18 protein-coding genes are annotated in these 21,411 nt (G+C 74.9%); 9 read left to right on the forward strand and 9 right to left on the reverse strand.

Annotated features, from left to right (window positions below):
* Positions 1-42: 42 nt before the first annotated feature.
* Positions 43-540, forward strand: a complete 498-nt coding sequence (locus tag JQN84_RS17925) for a redoxin domain-containing protein (RefSeq protein ID WP_204959472.1) — start codon at positions 43-45, stop codon at positions 538-540.
* The gene (locus JQN84_RS17930; RefSeq protein WP_204959473.1) at positions 537-1,082 is read left to right on the forward strand and encodes a DsbA family protein; all 546 of its coding nucleotides are present in this window, start codon (positions 537-539) and stop codon (positions 1,080-1,082) included. The genes JQN84_RS17925 and JQN84_RS17930 overlap by 4 nt, the downstream gene beginning before the upstream one ends.
* A gap of 289 nt (positions 1,083-1,371) precedes the next feature.
* Here JQN84_RS17930 and JQN84_RS17935 read toward each other — a convergent pair whose 3' ends face one another.
* Complete coding sequence (locus JQN84_RS17935) at positions 1,372-4,680, reverse strand: winged helix-turn-helix domain-containing protein (protein WP_372445990.1); 3,309 nt, start codon at positions 4,678-4,680, stop codon at positions 1,372-1,374.
* 177 nt (positions 4,681-4,857) lie between these two features.
* Here JQN84_RS17935 and JQN84_RS17940 point away from each other — a divergent pair, with 177 nt between their 5' ends.
* The 5 genes from JQN84_RS17940 to serS all read left to right on the forward strand — a co-directional run bounded on the left by JQN84_RS17940 (position 4,858) and on the right by serS (position 10,723).
* Positions 4,858-5,256: a hypothetical protein gene (locus JQN84_RS17940; protein WP_204959474.1), complete on the forward strand. Its 399-nt coding sequence runs from the start codon at positions 4,858-4,860 to the stop codon at positions 5,254-5,256.
* On the forward strand, positions 5,253-6,425 hold the full coding sequence (locus JQN84_RS17945) for a zinc-dependent alcohol dehydrogenase (RefSeq protein ID WP_204959475.1): 1,173 nt from the start codon (positions 5,253-5,255) through the stop codon (positions 6,423-6,425). Before JQN84_RS17940 ends, JQN84_RS17945 begins: the two co-directional genes overlap by 4 nt.
* Positions 6,426-6,501: 76 nt before the next feature.
* The gene (locus JQN84_RS17950; RefSeq protein WP_204959476.1) at positions 6,502-7,674 is read left to right on the forward strand and encodes a saccharopine dehydrogenase family protein; all 1,173 of its coding nucleotides are present in this window, start codon (positions 6,502-6,504) and stop codon (positions 7,672-7,674) included.
* A gap of 72 nt (positions 7,675-7,746) precedes the next feature.
* Positions 7,747-8,838: a DNA polymerase III subunit beta family protein gene (locus tag JQN84_RS17955; protein WP_372445991.1), complete on the forward strand. Its 1,092-nt coding sequence runs from the start codon at positions 7,747-7,749 to the stop codon at positions 8,836-8,838.
* Positions 8,839-9,436: 598 nt separating this feature from the next.
* Positions 9,437-10,723 (forward strand): serine--tRNA ligase, encoded by a 1,287-nt coding sequence (serS, locus tag JQN84_RS17960; RefSeq protein ID WP_204959477.1) that lies wholly within the window; start codon positions 9,437-9,439, stop codon positions 10,721-10,723.
* 49 nt (positions 10,724-10,772) lie between these two features.
* Here the strand turns inward: serS and JQN84_RS17965 are convergent, their stop codons facing one another.
* Genes JQN84_RS17965 through JQN84_RS17980 form a run of 4 tightly spaced genes read right to left on the reverse strand, consistent with a single transcriptional unit; the run spans position 10,773 to position 15,588 of the window.
* Positions 10,773-11,627 (reverse strand): cytochrome c biogenesis CcdA family protein, encoded by an 855-nt coding sequence (locus tag JQN84_RS17965; protein WP_204959478.1) that lies wholly within the window; start codon positions 11,625-11,627, stop codon positions 10,773-10,775.
* Positions 11,627-12,250 carry a TlpA family protein disulfide reductase gene (locus tag JQN84_RS17970; protein ID WP_204959479.1) on the reverse strand — a complete coding sequence of 208 codons (624 nt, stop codon included), beginning with the start codon at positions 12,248-12,250 and terminating at the stop codon, positions 11,627-11,629. The genes JQN84_RS17965 and JQN84_RS17970 overlap by 1 nt, the downstream gene beginning before the upstream one ends.
* A 21-nt stretch (positions 12,251-12,271) precedes the next feature.
* The gene (locus JQN84_RS17975; RefSeq protein WP_204959480.1) at positions 12,272-13,738 is read right to left on the reverse strand and encodes an NADH-quinone oxidoreductase subunit NuoF family protein; all 1,467 of its coding nucleotides are present in this window, start codon (positions 13,736-13,738) and stop codon (positions 12,272-12,274) included.
* A complete protein-coding gene (locus tag JQN84_RS17980; protein WP_204959481.1) occupies positions 13,735-15,588 on the reverse strand; it encodes a ferric reductase-like transmembrane domain-containing protein in 1,854 nt (617 codons plus the stop codon). The genes JQN84_RS17975 and JQN84_RS17980 overlap by 4 nt, the downstream gene beginning before the upstream one ends.
* Positions 15,589-15,832: 244 nt before the next feature.
* On the opposite strand from JQN84_RS17980, the gene JQN84_RS17985 reads away from it, so the two are divergent.
* Positions 15,833-16,717, forward strand: coding sequence for a L,D-transpeptidase (locus JQN84_RS17985; protein ID WP_307821291.1), 885 nt, complete (start codon positions 15,833-15,835; stop codon positions 16,715-16,717).
* Positions 16,718-16,750: 33 nt separating this feature from the next.
* Here JQN84_RS17985 and JQN84_RS17990 read toward each other — a convergent pair whose 3' ends face one another.
* Genes JQN84_RS17990 through JQN84_RS18005 form a run of 4 tightly spaced genes read right to left on the reverse strand, consistent with a single transcriptional unit; the run spans position 16,751 to position 20,309 of the window.
* Positions 16,751-17,374 (reverse strand): response regulator transcription factor, encoded by a 624-nt coding sequence (locus JQN84_RS17990; RefSeq protein WP_307821293.1) that lies wholly within the window; start codon positions 17,372-17,374, stop codon positions 16,751-16,753.
* A complete protein-coding gene (locus tag JQN84_RS32305) occupies positions 17,371-18,525 on the reverse strand; it encodes a sensor histidine kinase (protein WP_204959482.1) in 1,155 nt (384 codons plus the stop codon). Before JQN84_RS32305 ends, JQN84_RS17990 begins: the two co-directional genes overlap by 4 nt.
* A gap of 58 nt (positions 18,526-18,583) precedes the next feature.
* Positions 18,584-19,375: an ABC transporter permease gene (locus JQN84_RS18000; RefSeq protein ID WP_204959483.1), complete on the reverse strand. Its 792-nt coding sequence runs from the start codon at positions 19,373-19,375 to the stop codon at positions 18,584-18,586.
* Position 19,376: 1 nt separating this feature from the next.
* On the reverse strand, positions 19,377-20,309 hold the full coding sequence (locus JQN84_RS18005) for an ABC transporter ATP-binding protein (RefSeq protein ID WP_204959484.1): 933 nt from the start codon (positions 20,307-20,309) through the stop codon (positions 19,377-19,379).
* A gap of 195 nt (positions 20,310-20,504) precedes the next feature.
* Between JQN84_RS18005 and JQN84_RS18010 the strand changes: the two genes are divergently transcribed.
* Positions 20,505-21,350 (forward strand): alpha/beta hydrolase, encoded by an 846-nt coding sequence (locus JQN84_RS18010; protein WP_204959485.1) that lies wholly within the window; start codon positions 20,505-20,507, stop codon positions 21,348-21,350.
* The last annotated feature ends 61 nt before the right edge of the window (positions 21,351-21,411 follow it).

Genomic DNA, 21,411 nt, shown 5'->3' on the forward strand with positions numbered 1-21,411 from the left:
GGGTGAGCCGCCCTCACCCGGTCCGGCGGGACGGTGGGCGGCATGACTGGATCCGACGGGCTGATCCGACCCGGGACACCGGCCCCCGAGTTCACCCTGCCGGCCACCCCGGACGGGCGACGGACCGGACCCGCGCAGTTCCGGGGCCGGCCGGTGGTGCTCGCCTTCTACCCCGCCGACTGGTCCCCGGTCTGCGGCGACCAGATGGCGCTCTACCAGGCCGCGATGCCGGAGTTCGAGCGGTACGACGCGGTGGTGCTGGGCATCTCGGTGGACAGCCTCTGGTCGCACCGGGCGTTCGCCGACGCGAAGGGAATCCGGTTCCCGCTGCTGTCCGACTTCGAACCCAAGGGCGAGGTGGCCCGGGGCTACGGGGCGTACACGCCGCAGGGGCAGGCCCGCCGGGCCCTGGTGGTGCTCGACCCGGCCGGGACGGTGGCCTGGAGCTACCTGTCCCCCGCCGAGGTCAACCCCGGCGCCGACGGCATCCTCGACGCGTTGGAACACCTCGGCACCGAACGGCAGGTGACGACCCGATGAGCACCCCGTTGCAGGTCACCGCCCGACTCCGGGTGCCGGTGACCGAGACCGACCATGTCCGTGGGCCACTGGACGCCCCGGTCACCCTCGTGCAGTACGGCGACTTCCAGTGCCCGTACTGCGGGGCGGCGTACCCGAACCTGGCCGAGCTGCTGCGGCAGCGGCGGGACACCGTCCGGCTGGTCTACCGGCACTTCCCGATCACCAACCTGCACCCGTACGCCGAGCGGGCCGCCGAGGCAGCCGAGGCGGCCGGCCGCCGGGACCGGTTCTGGGAGATGCACGACTGGCTCTACGAACACCAGGACCAACTGGACCCGGTGCACCTGTCGCTCGGCGTGGCGCAGGTGGGGCTCCCGCCGGACGAGATCGACGCCGAGGTCGACCGGCACGCGCACGCCGACCGGGTACGGCACGACTTCACCGGCGGCATCCGCAGCGGCGTCAACGGCACACCCACGCTCTTCGTCGGCGACCACCGCCACGACGGCCCACTCGACCTGGCCACCCTCCTCACCACCGTCGACTCCGCCACCCCCTGACCCCGCCACCCAACCGCGCGACCGCGCCCCACCCTGCCCCGCTCTGCCCTACCCCGTCCTGCCCCGCTCCGCGCTACCCCGTCCCGCCCAGCCCTGCTCCGTCCTGCCCCGCTCCGGTGATCAAGAGGTTTGCGTCAGTTGATCAAGAGGTTTGCGTCAATTCGAAGATCAAATTTGACGCAGACCTCTTGATCATCTGGGTGGGCTGGGGTGGAGCGGGGCTGGGGTTGGGGCGGACCGGGGGTGGGGTGGGCAGAGCGGGGGTGGGGTGGGGGTAAGGGTGGGGCTGTCAGAGGAGGTGTAGGTCGCGGGCTCGGCGGACGGCTTCGCGGCGGCGGGTGGCGTCGAGCTTGCGGTAGATGTTGCGGACATGGGTCTTGACGGTGTTGACCGACAGGGACAGTTCACTGGCGATCTCCACGTTGGACAGGATGCTCTGTAGGTACCGCAGGATGGTCAACTCCCGCTCGGTGAGGGGCTCGTCGAGGGGGCGATCCGGGTCGCCCGGTCGGGAATCGGCAGGCCCGCGCCGGGCGCCCCCCTGGCCGGGCGGCGGGACGGCGTCCCGTACCAGGTCACTGACCTGCGGCCAGTACGCCGTACCGGAGTCCAGGTGGGCCGCGAGCAGTTCCCGGACCTCCGGTTCGGCCCGGGTGAAGACCCGACGGTGGCCGTGCCGCCCGGCCAGGTCCAGCACCCGTTCCAGCAGCCGCCCGGCCCGGCGCTCGTCACCGGCCCGCCGGGTCAGCAACGCGTCCAGGACCCCGGCGGCGAGCCGTACCGGCAACGGCCAGTCGGCCGCGCCCGGGGCGTCCCAGTCGGGTAGGGCGTGCCGGGCGGCACGGAGGTCACCGGCCCGCAACTCCACCCGGGCCAGCGCCAACGCCAGCACCGGCACCGGGTCCGGTCCGAGGGCCCGTTCGCCGAGCAGCCGTCGGGCCGTGTCCACGTCACCCTGCTCGCCGCGCAGGTCCGCCTCCAGGGCCAGCAACCGGTCAACCAACGCTCCCGCGCTGCTGGCCGCCACCGCAGAAGCCGCCCCGGCACCACCGGCCACCTCAGCGCCGCCGCGCTGTACCGCACCGCCGGTCACCCCGCCCACCTCAGCCCCATCGGGCAGCGCCGCACCGCCGGGCGCGCTCGCACCACCGGTGATCCCGACACCGCCGGACACCCCGATGCCGCCGGAGACTTCCGCAGCTCTGGAGACATCCGCACCGCCGGGCAACGCCGGGTCACCGGGGGACGTCGACATGCTGGCGGTCAGTTCGTCGCGGGCGCGTAGCACCGCCGCCATGGCCGCCGCCGGCTCGCCCGCGTCGCGAAGCAGAGCGGCCCGGCACAGCGCCGTCACCGCCCCGGCCAGGGGCAGCCCGGTCACGGCACCGGCCGCCGCCAACTCGGCGGTAGCCTCGGCGGGCTGGTCCCGGTAGACCGCCACCAGTGCCAGTGCCAGGTGTGCGTAGCCGCAGTCGACCTGACCGGACCATCCCTGGCAGCAGGGCATGGCCAGGGCCATCCGTGCGGTCTCCTCGGCCGGCGTCAGCTCACCGGCGAGGGCGAGCAGCAGGGCTGCCCGGCTCGCGCCGACCAGCTCGGTCCGGGGGCGGCCGGCCCGCCGGGCCGCCGCCAGCGCAGCCCGGAACCACGCTGCGGCCCGTCCCAGTTCACCCCCGGCCAGATCGGTCAGGCCGAGCGCGGTGCCGGCCACCGCCCGGACGTCCGCGTCGTCCGCCCCGGCCCGGGGATCACCGTCGTTCACAGCGCCACCGTCGTTCACGGCACCACCGTCGTTCACAGGACCACCGTCGTTCACAGGACCACCGTCGATCGCAGGACCACCATCGGTCGCCACATCGTCGCCGGTCCGGAGATCGGCACCGGCCGGCTGGCCGAGCACGTCGACACCGGCGGACTGGCCGAGCACATCGGTGCCGGCGCACGGACCAGCAGGAACCGGAAGGACGGAAGCCGCACCGGCGGACAACGCCGACCCGCTGGGCCGCGCCGAACCGGCAGGCAGCCCCGAACCGCCGGCCAGCGCCGAACCGGCAGGCAGCGCCGAACCGGCAGGCAGCCCCGAAGCGGTGGCGAGCAGGCGGGCGGCGGCATCGCGTACCGTCGCGGGGTCGCCGGCCAGCCGGGCCAGGGTGAGTTCCAGCGCCACGGCCAGCCGCCGGAACCGGTCCCGGCGGGGGGCCGGCAGCGTGCGGGCGGCCTGCACCGCGTCCCGCAGCCGGGCGGTCGCCGCCGGCACGTCCCCCGCGTACGCCCGCTCGGTGCCGGCGGCCAGCGCCAACTCCGGGTCCCGGCGCACCGCCCCGGCGGGTGGCGGCGGAGGTGGCGGCAGGTGTGGCGGCTCCTGCTCGTACGGGACCAGCTCCGGCCAGTGGGCCAGCAGCAGTCCGGTGGCGCGGTCCCACTGCGCGGCGGTCAGGGCGTGGTGCAGCGCGTCGGCGGGCCGGTCGTGGTCGGCGTACCAGTCGGCGGCCCGCCGGTGCAGTTCGCCGCGTTCCCGCCCGTCGAGGCCGGCGAGTTCCTCACGCAGCAGGTCGGCCAGCATGGGGTGCGGCCGGTACCAGGGTGGGTCGCTGTCGTCGCGGTGCAGGAACCCGCCGTCGCGGGCCAGCCCGGCCAGGAGCTGACCGGCGTCGGCACGTCCGGTCAACGCGTCGGCCAGGTCGGCGCGGACCGCCCCGCCGACGGCGCAGCGGCGCAGCACCTCCCGGGCCGGCCCCGGTAGTGGGGTGAGCACTTCGGCGCGCAGGTAGGCGGCGACGTCCGGGTGGTCGCCGCCGAACCGTCGTACCCAGCGTTGCGGGTCGGCCTGGCTGCGGGCGGCCAGCGCGGCGAAGCGCAGGCCCGCCGGCCAGCCGCCGGTGCTTTCCCGGAGCCGGGCGACCGCCGCCGCCGGCAGCGGCACCCCGTGCGCCACCAGCAGGTCGGCCACCTCGTCGGTGGTGAAGGCCAGGTCGTCGGGGCCGATCTCGGTCGGTTCGCCGGCCAGCCGCAGCCGGTGCAGGGCCGGCGGCAGGCCGGTCCGGCCGGCGGCGACGAGGCGTAGCCGCCCGTCGGCGTGCCGGAGCAGGAACTCCAGCCCGGTGAGGACGTCGGGAGCGGTCGCCCGGTGCAGGTCGTCGAGGACCAGCCGGACGGGGTGTTCCCGGGCGGCCAGTGCGGCGGCCAGCGCCTCCAGCCCGTCGGGCCGCCACGGACTTGTGGGGGCCGGCGGCAGTTCGTCCGGTCCGGCCCGCAACGCACCGCGCAGGGCCCGGGTGAGGTACGCCCACAGGCGCTGCCCGCTGTCGCCGGCCTCGACCTGCACCCAGGCCACCGGGTTGCCTGTCGGTTCCGCCGCCTGCGCACCGGCGGTGAGCAGTGTCGTCTTGCCCCAACCGGCGGGCGCGCGGACCACGGTGAGGATGCCGGCGGCCCCGTCGTCGAGGCGGGCCAGCAGCCGGGGCCGCAGCAGCATCGGCTCGGGCGCGGCGGGCGGGGTGAGCCGGGAGGCCAGCAGCGGCGGCCCGGACTCCCGGGTGGTCGCGGCGTCGCCGGGGTGGGGTGTCGGGTCGACCGCCGGTACGGGCTGCTGCGGCATTGCGTCCCACCCCCACTCGGCGCGTTCCTCCCCCGGTCGGCGGCGGTTACCCGGCACGGCCCGGTTCACCCCTTCGGGACGAGCCCGGTTCACCCGGGCCGCGCCGACGATTGGCGCACCGGACGGCCCCGTACCGACGGCGCGGGCACGTCCCGGCGGGAGAGGCGGGTGGTACGGATGAGACGGCTGACCCGGGGAGCGGTCATCCTCGCCGCCACGGCGTTCGGCGCGGCGGCCGGGGCGGGGCGTTGGCAGGTGGTGACGGTCGGGGTACCGGCGGCGGAGCTGCTGCCCGACGGGCGGTGGCCGGAGCCGCTGCGACCGCTGGCCGGTGCCGTGGAGCTGGATCTGCGGCCGGCCCCCGGCGGGCGTGGCGCCGAACTGGCCGTCCGGACGCTCGGCGGGCGCGCCGCGCTGCCCGGGATGGCCGCCCACCTGGTCGGTGACGACCCCGACGGCTACCTACGGCAGGTGTTGCGCACGGTGCGGCAGCTCGTCGAGACCGGTGAGGTGCTGCGCGCCGACCGGCCGGCCGTCGAGCGGCCCACCCCCGACCGGCCGGCGGTGCCCGGATGAGGGCGCTGTGCTGGGAGGGCGTCGACCGGCTCGCGGTACGCCAGGTGCCGGACCCGGAGCTGCGCAACGCCCACGACATGATCGTGCGGGTACGGCGCAGCGCCACCTGCGGGACCGACCTGCCGTTGCTCGCCGGTCGGGTGCCGGGCCTGGCCGCCGGTGACGTGCTCGGGCACGAGTTCCTGGGCGAGGTGGCCGAGGTCGGCCCGGCGGTGCGCCGGCACCGCGTCGGCGACCGGGTGGTGGTCTGCGCCGCCGTGGCCTGCGGGAACTGCTGGTACTGCCGGCAGGGGCTGTACTCCTGCTGCGACAACGGCGCGCCGGCCACGGCGGTCACCGAGGCGGCCTGGGGGCAACCCACGGGCGGCTGTTACGGCCATCCCCGTACGGCGGGCGGGTTCGCCGGCAGCCACGCCGAGTACGTCCGGGTGCCGTACGCCGACGTGGGGGCGTTCACCGTGCCCGACCCGGTCAGCGACGACCGGGCGGTGTTCGCCTCGGACGCCGCCCCCGCCGGGTGGATGGGTGCCGAGCTGGGTGCGGTCCGCCCCGGTGACGTGGTGGCGGTGTGGGGGGCGGGCGCGGTCGGTCAGCTCACCGCGCAGGCGGCGACGGTGCTCGGTGCGGACCGGGTGATCGTGATCGACAGGTATCCGGAGCGGCTGCGGATGGCCGAACGGCACACCGGTGCAGAGACGCTGCACTACGAGCACACGGATGTCCCCGCCGAACTGCGGGAACGCAGTGGTGGCCGGGGTCCCGACGTGTGCGTGGAGGCGGTCGGGGTGGCCGACGGCGGTGGCCGTCCGCTGTCGCTGGCCGACCGGTTCACCGGCCGGAGCGGCCCGGTCGAGGACCCGTTGGCGGTGCGGGAGGCGGTGCACGCCTGTCGTAAGGGCGGCACGGTCTTCGTCTCGGGCACCTTCACCGGTTTCGTGGACGCCTTCCCGCTGGGCGCGGTGATGCACAAGGGGCTCACCGTGCGCAGCGCCCGGCAGCACGGTCAACGGTGGATTCCGATGCTGCTGGACCGGATGGCCCGTGACGAGTTGCGGACCGAGCACCTGGCGACGCACCGGTTCGACCTGGACGAGGGCCCGGCCGGGTACGCGCTGTTCCGGGACCGGGCCGACGGCTGTGTGCGGGCGGTGTTCACCCCGCACGGCTGAGCCGCCCGACGAGCCGGCGAGACCGGACCGGCCCGCCCAGCCGGTGCGGGTCGGGCGCGGGTGGCACACTCGGCGGATGCGCCCCGACCGCCCGTACGACATCGTCCTGTTCGGCGCGACCGGCTTCACCGGCGGGCTGACCGCCGAGTACCTCGCCCGGCACGCCCCGGCGGGGCTGCGGTGGGCGCTGGCCGGCCGTGACCCGGCGAAGCTGGCGGCCGTACGGGACCGGCTCGCCGCCGTCGACCCGGCCCTGGTCACGCTGCCGCTGCTGACCGCCGACGTCACCGACGCCGGGTCGCTGCGGGCGGTGGCGGAGGGCACCCGGGTGCTCGCCACCACCGTCGGGCCGTACGTGCACCACGGGGAGCCGCTGGTCGCCGCGTGTTCCGCCGCCGGCACCGACTATCTCGACATCACCGGCGAGCCGGAGTTCGTCGACCTGATGTACGTGCGGCACCACGCCGAGGCGGTCCGCACCGGGGCCCGGCTGGTGCACGCCTGCGGTTTCGACTCGGTCCCACACGACCTGGGCGTCTGGTACACGGTCCGGCAGTTGCCGGCGGACGGGCCGATCAGCGTCGACGGGTTCGTCCGGGCCGGCGGGAGGCTGTCCGGCGGGACGTACCATTCGGCGCTCACCGCGTTCTCCCGTACCGCGCAGACGAAGCGGGCGGCGCGGGCCCGCCGGGCGGTCGAGCCCCGGCCGGACGGACGCCGGGTCCGCGCGGTGGCCGGGAAGCTGGGCCGCTCGGCGGCGACCGGCATGTGGGCGGTGCCGCTGCCCACCATCGACCCGCAGGTGGTGCGCCGGTCCGCCGCCGCCCGCCCGGAGTACGGTCCGGACTTCCGCTACCGGCACTTCGCCGCCGTCAGGCGGCTGCCGACGGTGCTGGTGGCGGGGGCGGGGATGGCCGGGGTGATCGGGCTGGTGAAGCTGCCCCCGACCAGGCGTTGGCTGCTCGGCCGGCTCGCGTCCGGGCAGGGGCCGAGCGCGGCGCAGCGGGCCCGGTCGTGGTTCCGGGTGCGGTTCGTCGGCGAGGGCGGCGGCCGGACCGTCCGCACCGAGGTCAGCGGCGGTGACCCCGGCTACGACGAGACCGCCAAGATGCTCGCCGAGTCGGCCCTCTGCCTGGCGTACGACGAGCTGCCCGTCAGCTGCGGACAGCTCACCCCGGTGGCGGCGATGGGGGATGCGCTGCTGGACCGGCTGGTGCGGGCGGGGATCACGTTCCGGGTGCTCCCGTAGCGGGACGACCCGCCGGATCACGGTGACGACCGGTGCGGGCTTGACCCTCGACCTGGTTGAGGCGACAGCATCATGGGCGTGGAGAGCGAGCTGCTGAGTATCGGCGAGCTGGCCCGGGCCAGTGGCCTGACGGTCAGCGCGCTGCGGTTCTACGACCGGTGCGGGGTGCTGACCCCGACGCTCGTCGACCCGGTGAACGGTTACCGCTGGTACACCGCCGCGCAGGTGACGCCGGCCCGGCTGGTGGCCGGCCTGCGCCGGGTCGGCATGCCGCTGGCCGGGATCACCGCCGCCCTGCGGCTGCGGGACGATCCGGCGCGGGTCGGACGGCTGCTCGACGCGCACCTGCGCCGGTTGGAGGACGGTCTCGCCGACGCCCGCCGCGAACTCTCCCGGGTCCGTGCCCTGATCGATCCTGAGGAGTCTTGGATGACCACCCGAATCACCCTGTCCCCCGCCGCCCTGGCCGCCGCCGTCGACGCCGTCCGGTTCGCCGTCGGCACCGACCCCGACCTGCCGGTGCTCGGCGGTGTGCTGCTGGACGTGGAGTCCGACGGCGTCCGGTTGGTGGCGACCGACAGGTACCGGATGGCGCTGGCCCGGGCCGGCGGCCGGGTGGACGGCCCGCCGGTACGGGCGTTGTTGCCGGCGGCGGCCGTCGACGAGTTCCGGGCGCTGCTGGACACCGGCGGGCAGGAGCAGGCGTACCTGACGATCGCCGCCGGCCGGGTCAGCATCACCGTCGCCGACGCCGAGGCCGGTGCGTCGGTGCTGCCCTACGAGTTCACCGACTACCGGCGGCTGCTGCACCGACCGGCGGGCGCACCGGCCCGGCAGGTCCCGGTCGACGTGGCGACCCTGCGTGCCGCCCTGCGTGCCGGCACCCCCGCTGTCACCCGGGAACACGAGGGGGTGGCGCTGCCGGTGACGGTGCTGGGGGTGGACGACCGTGACGGGCTGCGGCTGGTCGGTGCGGCCGAACTGGCCGGGCCGGACCCGACCGACCTGTTGGTCGGGGTGAACGGGGACTTCCTGCTCGACGCGCTGGACGCCGCCGGTGGCCCGCAGCTGGTGCTGGAACTCGACGGTCCGATCGCCCCGTTGGCTGTCCGCCGCCCCGACGACGAGGACACCTTCTCGATCCTGATGCCGATCCGGCTCTGACGGTCGCGGCCGGCGGCAGCACAGCCGGCGGTCGTCGGGGGCCGGCGTCGGCACCGGGCCTGCCGGTGCGCCACCGACGGACAACGACGTCCACATCCGATTACGGAAAGTAGTACCGACCTCGCCCCGCCTCCTCCCCTGCGCCCGCTTTGCTCTGCTGCCACCGACGCGACCGGCACGGCGGGTAACCGTCGCGCCAACGGCAGCAGAGCAAAGCGTCGAGGTGGGGGTGGTGGGGGGTGGCGGGGTGATGCCAAATTTGAGCAGCTCGAATGGGGTTCTCCCGCTGAGAACCCAGCAGGGCACGGTAAAGCGCCCCTCCGGCAGTAACGCACAGTGATACAGAGAGGCCGACGTCGACCGATCACCGTGGGTCACCGGTCGGGTCAACGGCGGCAGCTGTCGGGATCGGACGACGACGGGCGTCTGCGGGACCGCCGGCCGGCGGTCCCACCAGAGCGGACACGACCGGCCGCAGGCGGCGGTCGGGGCGGGCAGCGCCGTGGAGGCGGGGCTCCGGCCGGGGCCGGGTGGCGGCGGGCGCGACGGTAGCATCGGTGGGTCCCACCCTGACCGCCTGGACGGAGCACGGAGCAGCATGCTCGACATGGAGTTGATCCGGAAGGATCGCGAGGCGGTGGCGACCGCGCTCGCGAAGCGACTGGATCCCGCCGAGGTCAACCGGGTCCTGGACGACATCCAGCGACTCGACCAGGAACGCCGCGCCCTGATCACGGAGATCGACGCCGAGCGGCAGCGCCGCAAGGCCGACGCCCGGGCGTACGCGCAGGCGAAGCGGGCCGGCACCACGCCGGAGTCCGTCGCGCCGGAGGTCGAGCGTAAGCAGCTCGCCGAGCTGGAGTCCCAGCTCGACGAGGTGCAGTCCCGGCTGCGCGGCACGATGAGCGAGCTGCCCAACCTGCCCGCCGACGACGTGGTGCCCGGCGGCAAGGAGGCCAACCGGGTGGTGAAGACCTTCGGTGAGCCTCCGGTCATCGAGAAGATCCGCGACCACGTGGAGCTGAGCCGGGCACTCGGCCTGGTCGACCACGAGCGGGGCGTCAAGCTCGGCGGTTCGGGCTTCTGGATGTACACCGGCCTGGGCGCCCGGCTGGAGTGGGCGCTGATCAACTGGTTCATCGACGAGCACGTGCGGGCTGGCTACGAGTTCCTGCTCCCGCCGCACCTGCTGCTCGACACCGCCGGTTTCGCCGCCGGCCAGTTCCCCAAGTTCTACGACGACGTCTACCACCTGGACCGGGAGTCCGCCCCACGCGGGCAGTTCCTGCTGCCCACCTCGGAGACGGCTATCCTCGGCGCCTACCAGGACGAGATCCTGGAGACCTCCAAGCTGCCGCTGAAGGCGTTCGCCTACACCCCCTGCTACCGGCGGGAGGCGGCCGGTTCGCACTCCGACGAGCGCGGCACCGTACGCGGGCACCAGTTCAACAAGGTGGAGATCTTCCAGTTCACCCTGCCCGAGCAGGCCGACGCGGCGCTGGAGGAGATGCTCGCCCACGCGGAGAGCCTGGTCGAGAAGCTGGGCCTGCACTACCAGCGCAGCCTGCTGTCCGCCGGTGACGCCAGCGCCTCGATGAAGAAGACCCTCGACATCGAGGTGTGGATGCCGAGCACCGGCAAGTACAAGGAGGTGTCGTCGGTCTCCTGGGCCGGCGACTACCAGGCCCGCCGGGCCGCCATCCGGTACCGCGAGCCGGGCGGCAAGCAGACCCGCTTCGTGCACACGCTCAACGGGTCGGCGCTGGCCACCAGCCGGCTCTTCCCGGCCATCCTGGAGCAGTTCCAGCAGCCCGACGGCTCGGTGCTGGTGCCCGAGGTGCTGCGCGACCGGCTCGGCACCGACCGGCTCACCCCGCTGCGCTGAGGCGTCCGGTGGGCGGCGGGGTCCTGCGGGCACCCGCCGCCCACCGTCCTCACGTCCGTTCGGCGTCCGCGGTGCGGGTTCGGCCACGGTGCCGCAGCGCCGCCACCGCGAGCAGCACGACCAGCAACCCGGCGAGCACCGCCGGGCCGGCCGTGTCCAGCGCCGTCACCAGCATCCGTTGCACCCGGGCCGCGCCGACCACCACCGGGTCACCGAAGGCGTCGTATCGACCCTGGGCGAGGCGGACCTCGTACCAGCCGTACCAGGCGACGTAGCCGCCGGCGACGAGCAGCACCAGGCCGCTGAGCCGGGACACCCACGCGCCGACGCCGCGCAGCCCACGCACCACCCGGCCGCGCAGCAGCGCCACGCCGAGCGCCGCCACCGCCACCACCAACCCCATTCCGACCGCGTACGCGACGAACAGCGCCAGCCCGCGCAGGGTCGAGCCGGCCTGGAGGCTGGTCACCACGATCGCCAGGAACGGGGCGATGGAGCAGCTCAGCGACGCCAGCGCGTACGCCATGCCGAACAGCGCCATGGACGGCAGCGAACGGGTCAGCCGGGGGGCGCGGGCCGACGGACGCGGGGTGGGCAACCGGCGACCGGCGAGCAGCCACAACCCGAGCGCCAGCAGGCCCAACCCGAGGGTCACGGTCAGCCAGGGCAGCCGGGGGCGCAGCCAGTCCGCCAACGGTGCGACGGCCAGCCCGAAGGCCCCGAACACCACCACGTACCCGCAGGTCAGGCCGGCCGCCGCGGTCAGTGCCCGGCCGATCGCGCCCCGGCCGTCCGCCGGCCCGGCGACCAGCAGCGACAGGTACGCCGGCAGCATCGCGAAGCCGCACGGGTTGACCGCGCCGAGCATCCCGGCGGTCAGTGCGAGCAGCAGCGGGCCGGTCATCAGCCGGCCAGGGCGGCGACCCGGCGGGTGAGGTCCTCGCCGTCGAGGAAGCCCTGGTGGACGACCTTCCCCTCCCGGTCGATGATCAGGAAGGTGCTCTGTTCGACGATCTCGAAGCGCCGCCACAGCGCGCCGGCCCGGTCGTCGATCTGGGTGGTGCCGCCGAGTTCGAACTCGGTGACGAAGCTGCGCATCGCCTTCTGCTCGCCGAGGCCGGCGACCCCGACGATCGGCACGGTGTCCCGGTACTTCGGGGCGATCTCGGCGACCGTCCACGCCTGGCTGGCGCAGGTGGCGCACCAGGGCGCCCAGAACCACAGCACCACCGGCCGGCCGGCCAGGGCGGCGGCGGAGAACGCCGTACCGTCGAGGGTCCTGGCGGTGAAGCGCAGCGCGTCAGGCACCACGGCGGGCGCGCCGGTCGGGGCGGGCGCGGCGGACGACGGCGCGGCGGAGGCCGGCGCGGTGGCGACCGGGACGGCGACCTCGGCGGCCGGCTGCGCCGCCGTCGGACCGACGGCGCAGGCCGAGGCGGCCAGCAGGGTGCCGGCGAGGGTGGCGGCGACGGTGAACCGGGCGGCCGGGCGGCCCTCCGGCCCGTTGCTGGGTGACGACGACCGCATCCGGTGCTCCTCTCGGTGGTGCTACTCGGCCTCGACCAGCCGCAGCGCGAGTTCGGGGCAGACCTTGACCGCCTTCATCGCACCTTCCTTCAGCCAGGTCGGCACAGGGGTGGACGGGAAGGCGGGGTATCCGTTGCCGTCGAGCCGGATGAAGTCCGGTACGACGTGGGCGCACAGCCCGTGCCCGTCACAGCGGGACCAGTCCAGGGTGAGCTTGCGGGGGTTGGCGTCGGGCGCGCCGGGCAGCCCCATCACGCCCTTGACCCGCTTGCCGCACCCCTCACCGGTGGTGTGCTGCCGCAGGTCGTCGGCGAACACCTCCATCGCGGAGAGGGCGAAGCGGGACGTGCCGTCGGGGTGGCTGCACGCGCCCCGCCCCTTCACGTCACCGGCGGCGGCCCGGACCACCTCCACCGGGGCGCTGCCGGAGACCGCCAGGTCGACGGCGCGGGCCAGGTCGGGCAGGCCACGCTTGCACGGCCCGCACTGCCCGGCGGACTCCCCGGCCAGGTAGCGGACCACCTGGGCGGCCTCGCCGAGCGGGCAGGTGTCCCGGCCGAGCGGGATGATGATGCCCGCGCCCAGGGTGCCGCCGACGCTGGTGAGGCTCTTGCGGGTGATCTCGGCCCGCTGCGCCGCCTCCCAGGTGATCCAGCGGCCGTGGTAGCCGCCCATCAGGATGCCCGGCCCCTCCGGCACCTCGCACAGGTCGAGGATGTCCCGCAGCGGGGTGCCGGCGGCGCACTCCACCACGGCGGCGCGCTTGGCCTGGCCGGTCACGGTGAGCAGCACGGTGCCGGGCTCGTCGTCGGTGCCGAGCGCGGCGTACTCGTACGGGCCGAGCCGGGCGGCGATCGCCACCTGGGCGTACGTCTCGGCGTTGGACAGCAGGGTGGGCAGGTTGCGCACGCCCGAGTCGCTGGACCGCTTCTTGGTGCCCGGCGGGATGTGCGGCAGGCCGTTGATCCCGTTGACCAGTGCGCCGCCCTCACCGGAGATGAACCGGTGCGGCACGGTGACGATGGTGGTGGGCACCGGCATCCGGCGTTCGGCGAGGGCCTCGGTGAGCGAGTCCCGGCCGATCAGGTCGTCGGCGACGCAGAGCACGATCTCCTCGGCGTCCAGCGCGTACGCGGCCAGGGCGGCACCGTCGAGGATGAGGTGCGGGGCCCGGGTGAGCAGCACCTTGTCCTTCCAGCTCGCCGGTTCCCCCTCGGTGGCGTTGACCACCACCACGGCGGGCAGGTCCTGCCGCTCGCAGGACTCCAGCACCGCCTTGAACTTGCGGTAGAACGGGAAACCCGCCCCGCCCTTGCCCTTGAGCTGGATGGCTTCGGCGAGCCGGAGCAGGTTGGCCGGTTCCATCGGGCCGATCGGCCCGTGCTCCATCTCGTGGGCCATCAGGTCCAGCCGGCCGAACTCCGCGAAGCCGGCGGTGAGCCGGGGCTCGCCGATGCAGGCGACCGGTGGCACCTTGGTCCGCATCACTTGGCCTCACCGCGCAGCCCGGCCCAGTACGCCCCGTCGACGGCGTCCGCGTTGGCCTTGCCCTTGCGCCGGCTGCGGCTGTCGCCGGTGGCCTTGCGGGCCCGCCGGGAGGCCAGGTCGACCAGGGTCGGGGTGTCGTCGACGGGGATGTCGTCGGCGACGTAGCGGGCCGGCGGACGCCAGTAGTCCGGCTCCTCCGGCACGTCCGGCTCGACGCTGTGCCGGCCGGAGCCGCTGCGCGGGGCGGCGGAGATCGGTTCGGCCGAGACGGGCCGGTCGGACCCCTCCCAGCGGCGCGGGCTGTCCCACGGCTCCTCCGGCTCCTCGGTGCGCCGCCGGGGCGGGGCCGAGTAGCGGGCGGCCCGGTCGTCGTCGTCCCGTCGGGCCCGGCGGCCGGTGGAGACGGGGGCGATGTCCTCCTCGTAGCGGGAGCGACGGCTGCCCGAGACCGGGGCCACCTCCTCCTCGTACCGGGAGCGACGACCACCGGAGACCGGGGCCACGTCCTCCTCGTAGCGGGAACGCCGGGCGCCGGAGACCGGTGCGACGTCCTCGTCGCGGTCGCGGCGACGGCTGCCGGAGACCGGCGCGACGTCCTCGTCGTAGCGGGAGCGACGGCTGCCGGAGACCGGGGCCACCTCCTCCTCATAGCGGGAGCGACGGCTGCCCGAGACGGGGGCCGCCTCCTCCTCGTAGCGGGAGCGACGGCTGCCGGAGACCGGGGCCACGTCCTCGTCGTAGCGGGAACGGCGGGCGCCGGAGACCGGGGCGACGTCCTCGTCGCGACGGCGGGGTCGCTCGTCACGGTCGTCCCGCTCGACGGTCCGTCGGCGCGCGGCCGGTTCCAGGTCGCGCTCGCGGCGGGGGGCCGGCTCGCTCTCCTGGGTGGTACGGCCCCGGCCGCCCCGCACGGGTTCGCGCAGGGTGCCCGGTTCGGGGACGACGGGGACGGTGAACCGCTCGGGGTCGCGACGCCGGGCGCTGCCGGTCGGCGCGTTCCAGGACGGGGCGAGGGCGGTCTCGGCCCAGCTGCTCCGGCTCTCCTTCTCCTCCTCCTTCTTGCGGCCGAGCCCGGTGAGCAGCGTGCGGCCCTTGCCCTCGTCGACGCCCTTGCCCGTCATGGCCTTGTTCAACGCGACGGCCTGCTGCTGCTCGCGGCTGCGCTTGCCGAGGTAGACCGACATCCGCACCAGTAGCGCCACCACCACCAGCAGGACGCAGGCCAGGTAGCTGAGCACCACCCAGGACTTGGCGGCCCGGCCGGCGTTGAGGCCGTGGAACAGGGCGAACGGCCAGGACAGGTACGCCAGGGAGTGCAGGCTGCGCCAGAACCACTTGGGTCCGACCCCGGCGAAGCGGACCCGGATGAGGCCGGTCCACAGCACGCTCACCATGAGGAAGGCGGCCACGGTGCCGAGCCCGACGTAGAGCCCGCTGCCGCCGATGAACGGCACCACGGCGTCGGTGGGTCCGGCCCGACCGATGGCGATCTTGGTGATGACGTGGAAGACCAGGCCGGCGACGCCGAGGATGCCGGTGGCCCGGTGCGCGGACTGCAGGAGCACCCGGTGGCGGATCATGAGGACCAGCCGGTCGGTGGCGAGCAGGCCCATCATCACGGTGAGGCTGAGCGACACCAGGGCGACCACCCCGGCGAAGAACTCGGTGAAGAAGAACCCGTACGCGTACATCGCCGTGCCGTTGCCGGTCATCTCGACCCCGGCCCAGAACAGCCCCAGCGCGGACGCCACCATCAGCGCCATCGTGCCCTTCGACACTGTCCGGACACCACGGCTGCTGGTGGAGGTCCGGACGGTCGCCGCCTTCTCGTTCTGCTTTGCCCGGGCCATCTGCTCCTCGATCGTCTAACGGCGGCGCCACCACCGGCCGACCCTGCTCCCACCTCCAGTACGGACCTCCGGCGCGTACGGATCAGTGCGGGTGGTGAAAATTCTCGGCGGATTGTCGAACCACCCCGGTCCGGGGCGCGTGTAGGGCCCGGCGTACGGCGTCCCGGCGGGGGCGGGTCGGGGACCGTCGGCCCGTCCGGACGATTCACACCGGGCGGAGCTACCTACCCATTAGAGTTGTTTCGTGGCTTTTGACCGGATGATCGAACGGTGGGGCCGGGGGCCGCTCGTCGCCGTCGCCTGCGTACCGGCGTTGCTGGTGCTGGCCCTGCTCGTCGGGGTGGCGCTGCGCTACGACGCGCCCACCCCGACCCGCCGGGGGGCCCCGCCACCGACCGTGGCCGTCCCGCAGGAGGACGAGACCGTGCCGCCCGCCGCGCCGGCCCCGCCCGGACTGCCCGTGATCGACTACGACCCGGCCCCCGCCGGTTTCCCGGCCGACCCGCACCCGCTGGACGTCACCCCGTTGACCGAGGGCGTCACCCCGACCCGGAACATCGCCGCGTACGACGCACCGGGCGGACGCCCCCGCGCCCTGCTCGCCCCCAGCATCAGCGGGGTGGAGCTGACCATGCCGGTGGTGCAACGGCGCACCGGCTGGACGGCGGTCCTGCTGCCCTCGGCGAACCGTCGACTGGCCTGGCTACCCGAGGGGGGCTGGAGTTCCGTCGTGCTGCGGGACCAGATCGTGGTGCAGCGGCGCACCCACCGCCTCACCTGGTACCGGCACGGCCAACCGGTGCACACCTGGTCGGTCAGCCTCGGCCAGCCCGGCCAGGAGACTCCCCTCGGCCGCACCTTCATCCTCGGCACCACGCCACCCCCCGAACCGGTCTACGGCGGGGTGGACGTCTTCGCCCTCGGCGCGGTCCCCGACGACCCGGAGGCGGTGCCCACCGGGCTGCGGGGCGCGCACATCGGCCTGCACACCTGGCAGGACGACGACACGCTCGGCGAGGACGTCACCAACGGCTGCATCCGGCTGACCCGCACCGCCCAGCAGACCCTCCTCGACGAGGTCCGCCCCGGCACCGAACTGGTCGTCGTCGACGCCCTGACCACGTCCTGAGCCCGGCCGCCCCACCCCGCGACCGGCACCGGTTCAGTCGCCGAGCAGCCAGCCGTTCTGTTCGGCGAGCCGGACGGCGGTGGCCCGGTTGCGGGCGCCGGTCTTGCCGATCGCCGCCGACAGGTGGTTGCGGACCGTCCCCTCGGACAGGTGCAGCGCCGCCGCCAGGTCGGCCACCGTGCCACCGCCCCGGGCCGCCCGCAGCACCGCCGTCTCCCGTTCGGTCAGCGGGCTCGTCCCGGCCGCGAGGGTCTCCGCCGCCAGCGCCGGGTCGACCACCCGCAGCCCGGCGTGCACCCGGCGGACCGCGTCGGCGAGCTGCCGGGCCGGGGTGTCCTTGACCACGAAGCCGCCCGCCCCGGCCTCCATCGCCCGCCGCAGGTAGCCGGGCCGACCGAAGGTGGTGACCACCAGCACCCGGCAGCCGGGCAGCGCGGCCCGCAGCGCGGCGGTCGCGGCGATGCCGTCCAGCCCCGGCATCTCCACGTCGAGCAGCGCCACGTCCGGACGGGTGCGGCGGGCCGCGTCCACCACCTCGTCACCCCGACCCACCTCGGCCACCACGTCCAGATCCGGTTCGAGCGACAGCAGCGCGGCCAGTGCGCCCCGGACCAGCGCCTGGTCGTCGGCGAGCAGCAGCCGGATCGGGTCGTTCACCGCTGCTCCACCGGCACGGTGACCCGCAGCAGGAACCCGATGCCGTCCGGCCGTCGGCCGACCGTCACGGTGCCGTCGAGCCGCCGGCTGCGTTCCCGCAGGCCGAGCAGCCCGTGCCCGCCGTCGCCGGGCGGCTGCGGCCCGGGCATGCCGTCGCCGGCCGGCCCGCGCCCGTCGTCGGCGATCTCCACCCGGTCCGGGTGGACCCGGATCACGCACCGCCGCGCGCCGCTGTGCCGCACCACGTTCGTCACTCCCTCCCGGACCGCCCAGCCGAACAGTTCCTCCCGCGCCGCCGGCAGCGCCGGCAGGTCGTCCGGAAGGTCACCGACGATGCCCGCCGCCGCCAGCGCCGTCCGGGCGCCGGCCAGCTCGCCGCTCAGGCTGATCTCCCGGTACGCCCCGACGGTACGTCGCACGTCGGCCAGCGCCTGCCGGGCCAGCCGCTCGACGTCGGCGATCTCGGTGCCGGCGCGGGCCGGGTCCAGCTCCAGCAGCCGCCCGGCCAGCTCCGCCTTGACCGCCACCACGGTCAGCGAGTGCCCGAGGATGTCGTGCAGGTCGCGGGCGGTGCGGGCGCGTTCCTCGGCGACCGCGAGCCGGCGGATCTCGGCCTGGGCGGCCCGCAGTTCGCCGTTGCGCTGCGCCAGCCGGCTCACCCCGAACATGGCGAACGAGGCGAGCAACACCGCGAAGACGACGGTGCTCTCCGCCTCCCAGCCGGGCACCAGCGCGGCGGCGACCGGTGGGGTCAGCGCGCTCAGCACGACCACCACCAGGGCGTCCACCGGGGGCAGCAGGAACACCGCCGCCGCCGCGACGAAGACCAGGGTGGTCAGCCAGTCCCCCGCGGTGCCGGGGATGCCGGCCAGGCCCAGCGCGAGCAGCAGTCCCACCGACGCCCGCGCCCGGCCGGCCGGGATCGGCCGGTGCGCCTGGCGCAGGGCGCGCGCCCACTGGAAGATCAGCACGTAGAGCACGCCGAACACGACCAGGGTGCCCACCCCCACCGCCCGCCGCCAGGGTTGTGCCTGGTGTACGGCGGTGAGCAGCGGGATGTTGAGGAAGAACAGCCAGACCCCGGCGAGCAGCCAGCCGGTGACCCGCCAGCGGCGGGTCACCGGCGACGGCCGATCGAACGGGAGGTCCACCGGGTCCACGCTAGTCCGCGCCGGCCGGTGTCCGGGCCCGCCGGTGCCGGGTCACGGCTCAGACCCGCTGGGTGTCGCGGCGGAACAACCGGGCCGCGCCGAGGGCGAAGCCCGCCGTCCAGCCGAGCACGTTGACGAGCACCCCGACGGTCACCGGGTCACCGGTCAGCGGCGCGCGGGCCAGTTGACCCACCCCCCACACGGGGGTGAACTGGGCGATCCGCTGCATCACCTCGGGCAGCATCTCCACCGGCAGGAACAGGCCGCCGAACATGGCGAGCAGGGCGAGCACCGGCCCCATGAACTGCATGACGTTCTCGGCCGGGCCGAGGTAGCCGATGAGCAGCCCCAGCGCGGCGAAGACCAGCGAGCCGAGCCAGGCCGCCGCCCCGGCCAGCAGCCAGACGGACACCGGCAGCCGGACCCCGGCGGCGGCTCCGACCGCGAACTCGATCACGACCGCGACCAGCCCGAGCACCATCGCGGTGGCGACCTTCGTGGCGACGTACGCGGCCGGGTGCAGCGGGGTGAGCCGGAGCTGACGGCTCCAGCCCAGGGCCCGTTCGGTGGCGACCGCCGCGCCCGCGCTGGTGGTGGCGACCATCGCCCCGTAGACGGCGAGGCTGACCATGATCCAGGCGAGCACCTGCCGGCCGTTGGGCAGCGTCTCGCCGCGCTGCGGGAGGCCGAACAGCAGGAAGAACACCGCCGGCATGACCATGGTGAACAGCAGGGTCCGCCGGTTGCGCAGCACCCGGCGCATCTCGATCAGCAGCACCGCCGGGGAGAACCCGCCGAGGGCCGGCGGCCGGCGGTCCGTGGTGGCGGTGGTGAGGGTCGGGGTGGTCATCTCAGGCTCCAACGGTCGCGGTGGGGGTGGTTTCGGCGGGGGTGGCGTCGGTGGCGGTCAGGGCCAGGAAGGCGTCCTCCAGGTTGCGGGAGGTGATCTCCAGGTCCCGGGCGGCGGTACGGGTGAGCAGGTGCCTGGCGACGGCGTCCGAGTCGCCGGTGCGGATCAGCACGGCGTCGCCGCGTACCTCGACGGCCTCCACGCCGGGCAGCGCGGCCAGGCCGGACTGGTCGGCGTCGGGGAGGGTGGCCCGGACGACCCGGCCGGCGGCCAGGTTCTTGATCTGCGCGGTGGTGCCGTCGGCCACCACCCGGCCCTGCCGGACCAGCACGATCCGGTCGGCGTACGCGTCGGCCTCGTCGAGGTAGTGGGTGGCGAAGATGATGGTGCGGCCGGATCGGGCGTCGGCGCGGATCGCCTGCCAGAAGTCGCGTCGGCCCTCGACGTCCATGCCGGTGGTCGGCTCGTCGAGGACCATCACGTCCGGGTCGGAGAGCAGGGCCAGCGCGAACCGCAGCCGCTGCTGCTGGCCCCCGGAGCACTTGCCGACGAGCCGGTCGGCCAGGTCGGCGATCCCGGCCCGGGTCAGCACCTCGGTGACCGGCCGGGTCCGGCCGAAGAAGGACGCGGTCATCCGTACCGTCTCGGCGACGGTGAGATCCTTGAGCAGGCCGCCGCTCTGCATGACGGCGGCGACCCGGCCGTGGCGGACGGCCTCGGCGGGGGTACCGCCCAGCAGCCGGACCTCCCCGGCGTCGGGGCGGGCCAGGCCGAGCAGCATGTCGATCGTGGTGGTCTTGCCGGCGCCGTTGGGGCCGAGGAAGGCCACCACCTCGCCCGGGTGGATGGTCAGGTCGAGCCCGTCGACGGCGGTCACCGGCCCGAAGCTCTTCCGCAGGCCGCGCAGTGCGACGGCCGGACACTCACTGGTCATGCCACCGAGCGTGCGCCGGCCGGCCCGCCCTTTCCCGGCCCGCCCGTCACCTTCCACCCGTGACAAATGTCAGCGGTGTCGCACCCGGTGTCCGTTCCGAAGGAAAGTCGTATGCCTGCAGGCCCCCGGCGCGGGGCATCGGGCGGTGGAAGGTGGGTATGCCGCCGCGGTCGGGGCGAGGTCGGGGAGGACCGCATGGGGAACGCGTCGGAGGGGCGGGTCGACACGGTGGTGTTCGTGCACGGGCTGTGGATGACACCACGCAGTTGGGAGGGCTGGGCGGAGCGGTACGAAGCACGCGGGTTCCGGGTGCTCGCCCCCGCCTGGCCCGGCTTCGACCGGGAGGTGACCGCACTACGCGCCGACCCCGGCACCATCGCCGGCACCACCCTGCGCCAGATCATCGACCACTACACGACGGTGATCCGCGAGCTGCCCGGCGCACCGATCGTGATCGGCCACTCGTTCGGCGGGCTGGTCGCCCAGGTGCTCGCCGACCGGCAGCTCGGCGCGGCCGTCGTGGCGGTCGCGTCCGCCCCGGTCAAGGGGGTGCTCCGGCTGCCGATCAGCACGCTGCGGGCGTCGTACCCGGTGCTGCGCAGCCCGGTCAACCGGCACCGGGGGGTGCAGATCAGCCCGGACGAGTTCCGGTACGCCTTCGGCAACACGCTCCAACCGGACGACTCCGACCGGGCCTGGCGGCGCTACGCCGTCCCGGCCGCCGGACACGTGCTGTTCGAGGGGGCGTTCGCCAACCTCGACCCGCACTCCGCCGCGACGGTCGACACCGGCCGCGACGACCGGCCGCCGCTGCTGCTGATCGCCGGCGGCCAGGACCACGTGGCCCCGCCGTCGCTGGTCAAGGCGAACGCCGGGCTCTACCAGAAGTCGCGGGCGGTCACCGCGTACCACGAGTTCCCCGGCCGCTCGCACTTCACGGTGGGTGAGCCGGGCTGGGAGGCGGTCGCCGACTACGCCCTGGACTGGGCGACCCGGATGGCGCAGGCCCCGGCGACGGCGGGCACCCCGTCCCGCCGCTGACCCAGCACCGCCCCGCCGGGCGACGCACCCTCACCGCCACCCGTGCCGCCGGGAGCACCTG

Origin of the sequence: Micromonospora humidisoli (assembly GCF_016900955.1) — a bacterium.
GTDB classification, from domain to species: domain Bacteria; phylum Actinomycetota; class Actinomycetes; order Mycobacteriales; family Micromonosporaceae; genus Micromonospora; species Micromonospora wenchangensis.

Excerpts from the sequence above, each read along its gene's own strand:
- JQN84_RS18010 (WP_204959485.1), top strand. The coding sequence starts at position 20,505 with ATGGGGAACGCGTCGGAGGGGCGGGTCGACACGGTGGTGTTCGTGCAC.
- JQN84_RS17980 (WP_204959481.1), bottom strand. The coding sequence starts at position 15,588 with ATGGCCCGGGCAAAGCAGAACGAGAAGGCGGCGACCGTCCGGACCTCC.
- serS (WP_204959477.1), top strand. The coding sequence starts at position 9,437 with ATGCTCGACATGGAGTTGATCCGGAAGGATCGCGAGGCGGTGGCGACC.
- JQN84_RS17950 (WP_204959476.1), top strand. The coding sequence starts at position 6,502 with ATGCGCCCCGACCGCCCGTACGACATCGTCCTGTTCGGCGCGACCGGC.
- JQN84_RS17935 (WP_372445990.1), bottom strand. The coding sequence starts at position 4,680 with ATGCCGCAGCAGCCCGTACCGGCGGTCGACCCGACACCCCACCCCGGC.
- JQN84_RS17930 (WP_204959473.1), top strand. The coding sequence starts at position 537 with ATGAGCACCCCGTTGCAGGTCACCGCCCGACTCCGGGTGCCGGTGACC.
- JQN84_RS17945 (WP_204959475.1), top strand. The coding sequence starts at position 5,253 with ATGAGGGCGCTGTGCTGGGAGGGCGTCGACCGGCTCGCGGTACGCCAG.
- JQN84_RS17940 (WP_204959474.1), top strand. The coding sequence starts at position 4,858 with ATGAGACGGCTGACCCGGGGAGCGGTCATCCTCGCCGCCACGGCGTTC.
- JQN84_RS18000 (WP_204959483.1), bottom strand. The coding sequence starts at position 19,375 with ATGACCACCCCGACCCTCACCACCGCCACCACGGACCGCCGGCCGCCG.
- JQN84_RS17970 (WP_204959479.1), bottom strand. The coding sequence starts at position 12,250 with ATGCGGTCGTCGTCACCCAGCAACGGGCCGGAGGGCCGCCCGGCCGCC.
- JQN84_RS18005 (WP_204959484.1), bottom strand. The coding sequence starts at position 20,309 with ATGACCAGTGAGTGTCCGGCCGTCGCACTGCGCGGCCTGCGGAAGAGC.
- JQN84_RS17955 (WP_372445991.1), top strand. The coding sequence starts at position 7,747 with ATGGGCGTGGAGAGCGAGCTGCTGAGTATCGGCGAGCTGGCCCGGGCC.
- JQN84_RS17965 (WP_204959478.1), bottom strand. The coding sequence starts at position 11,627 with ATGACCGGCCCGCTGCTGCTCGCACTGACCGCCGGGATGCTCGGCGCG.
- JQN84_RS17925 (WP_204959472.1), top strand. The coding sequence starts at position 43 with ATGACTGGATCCGACGGGCTGATCCGACCCGGGACACCGGCCCCCGAG.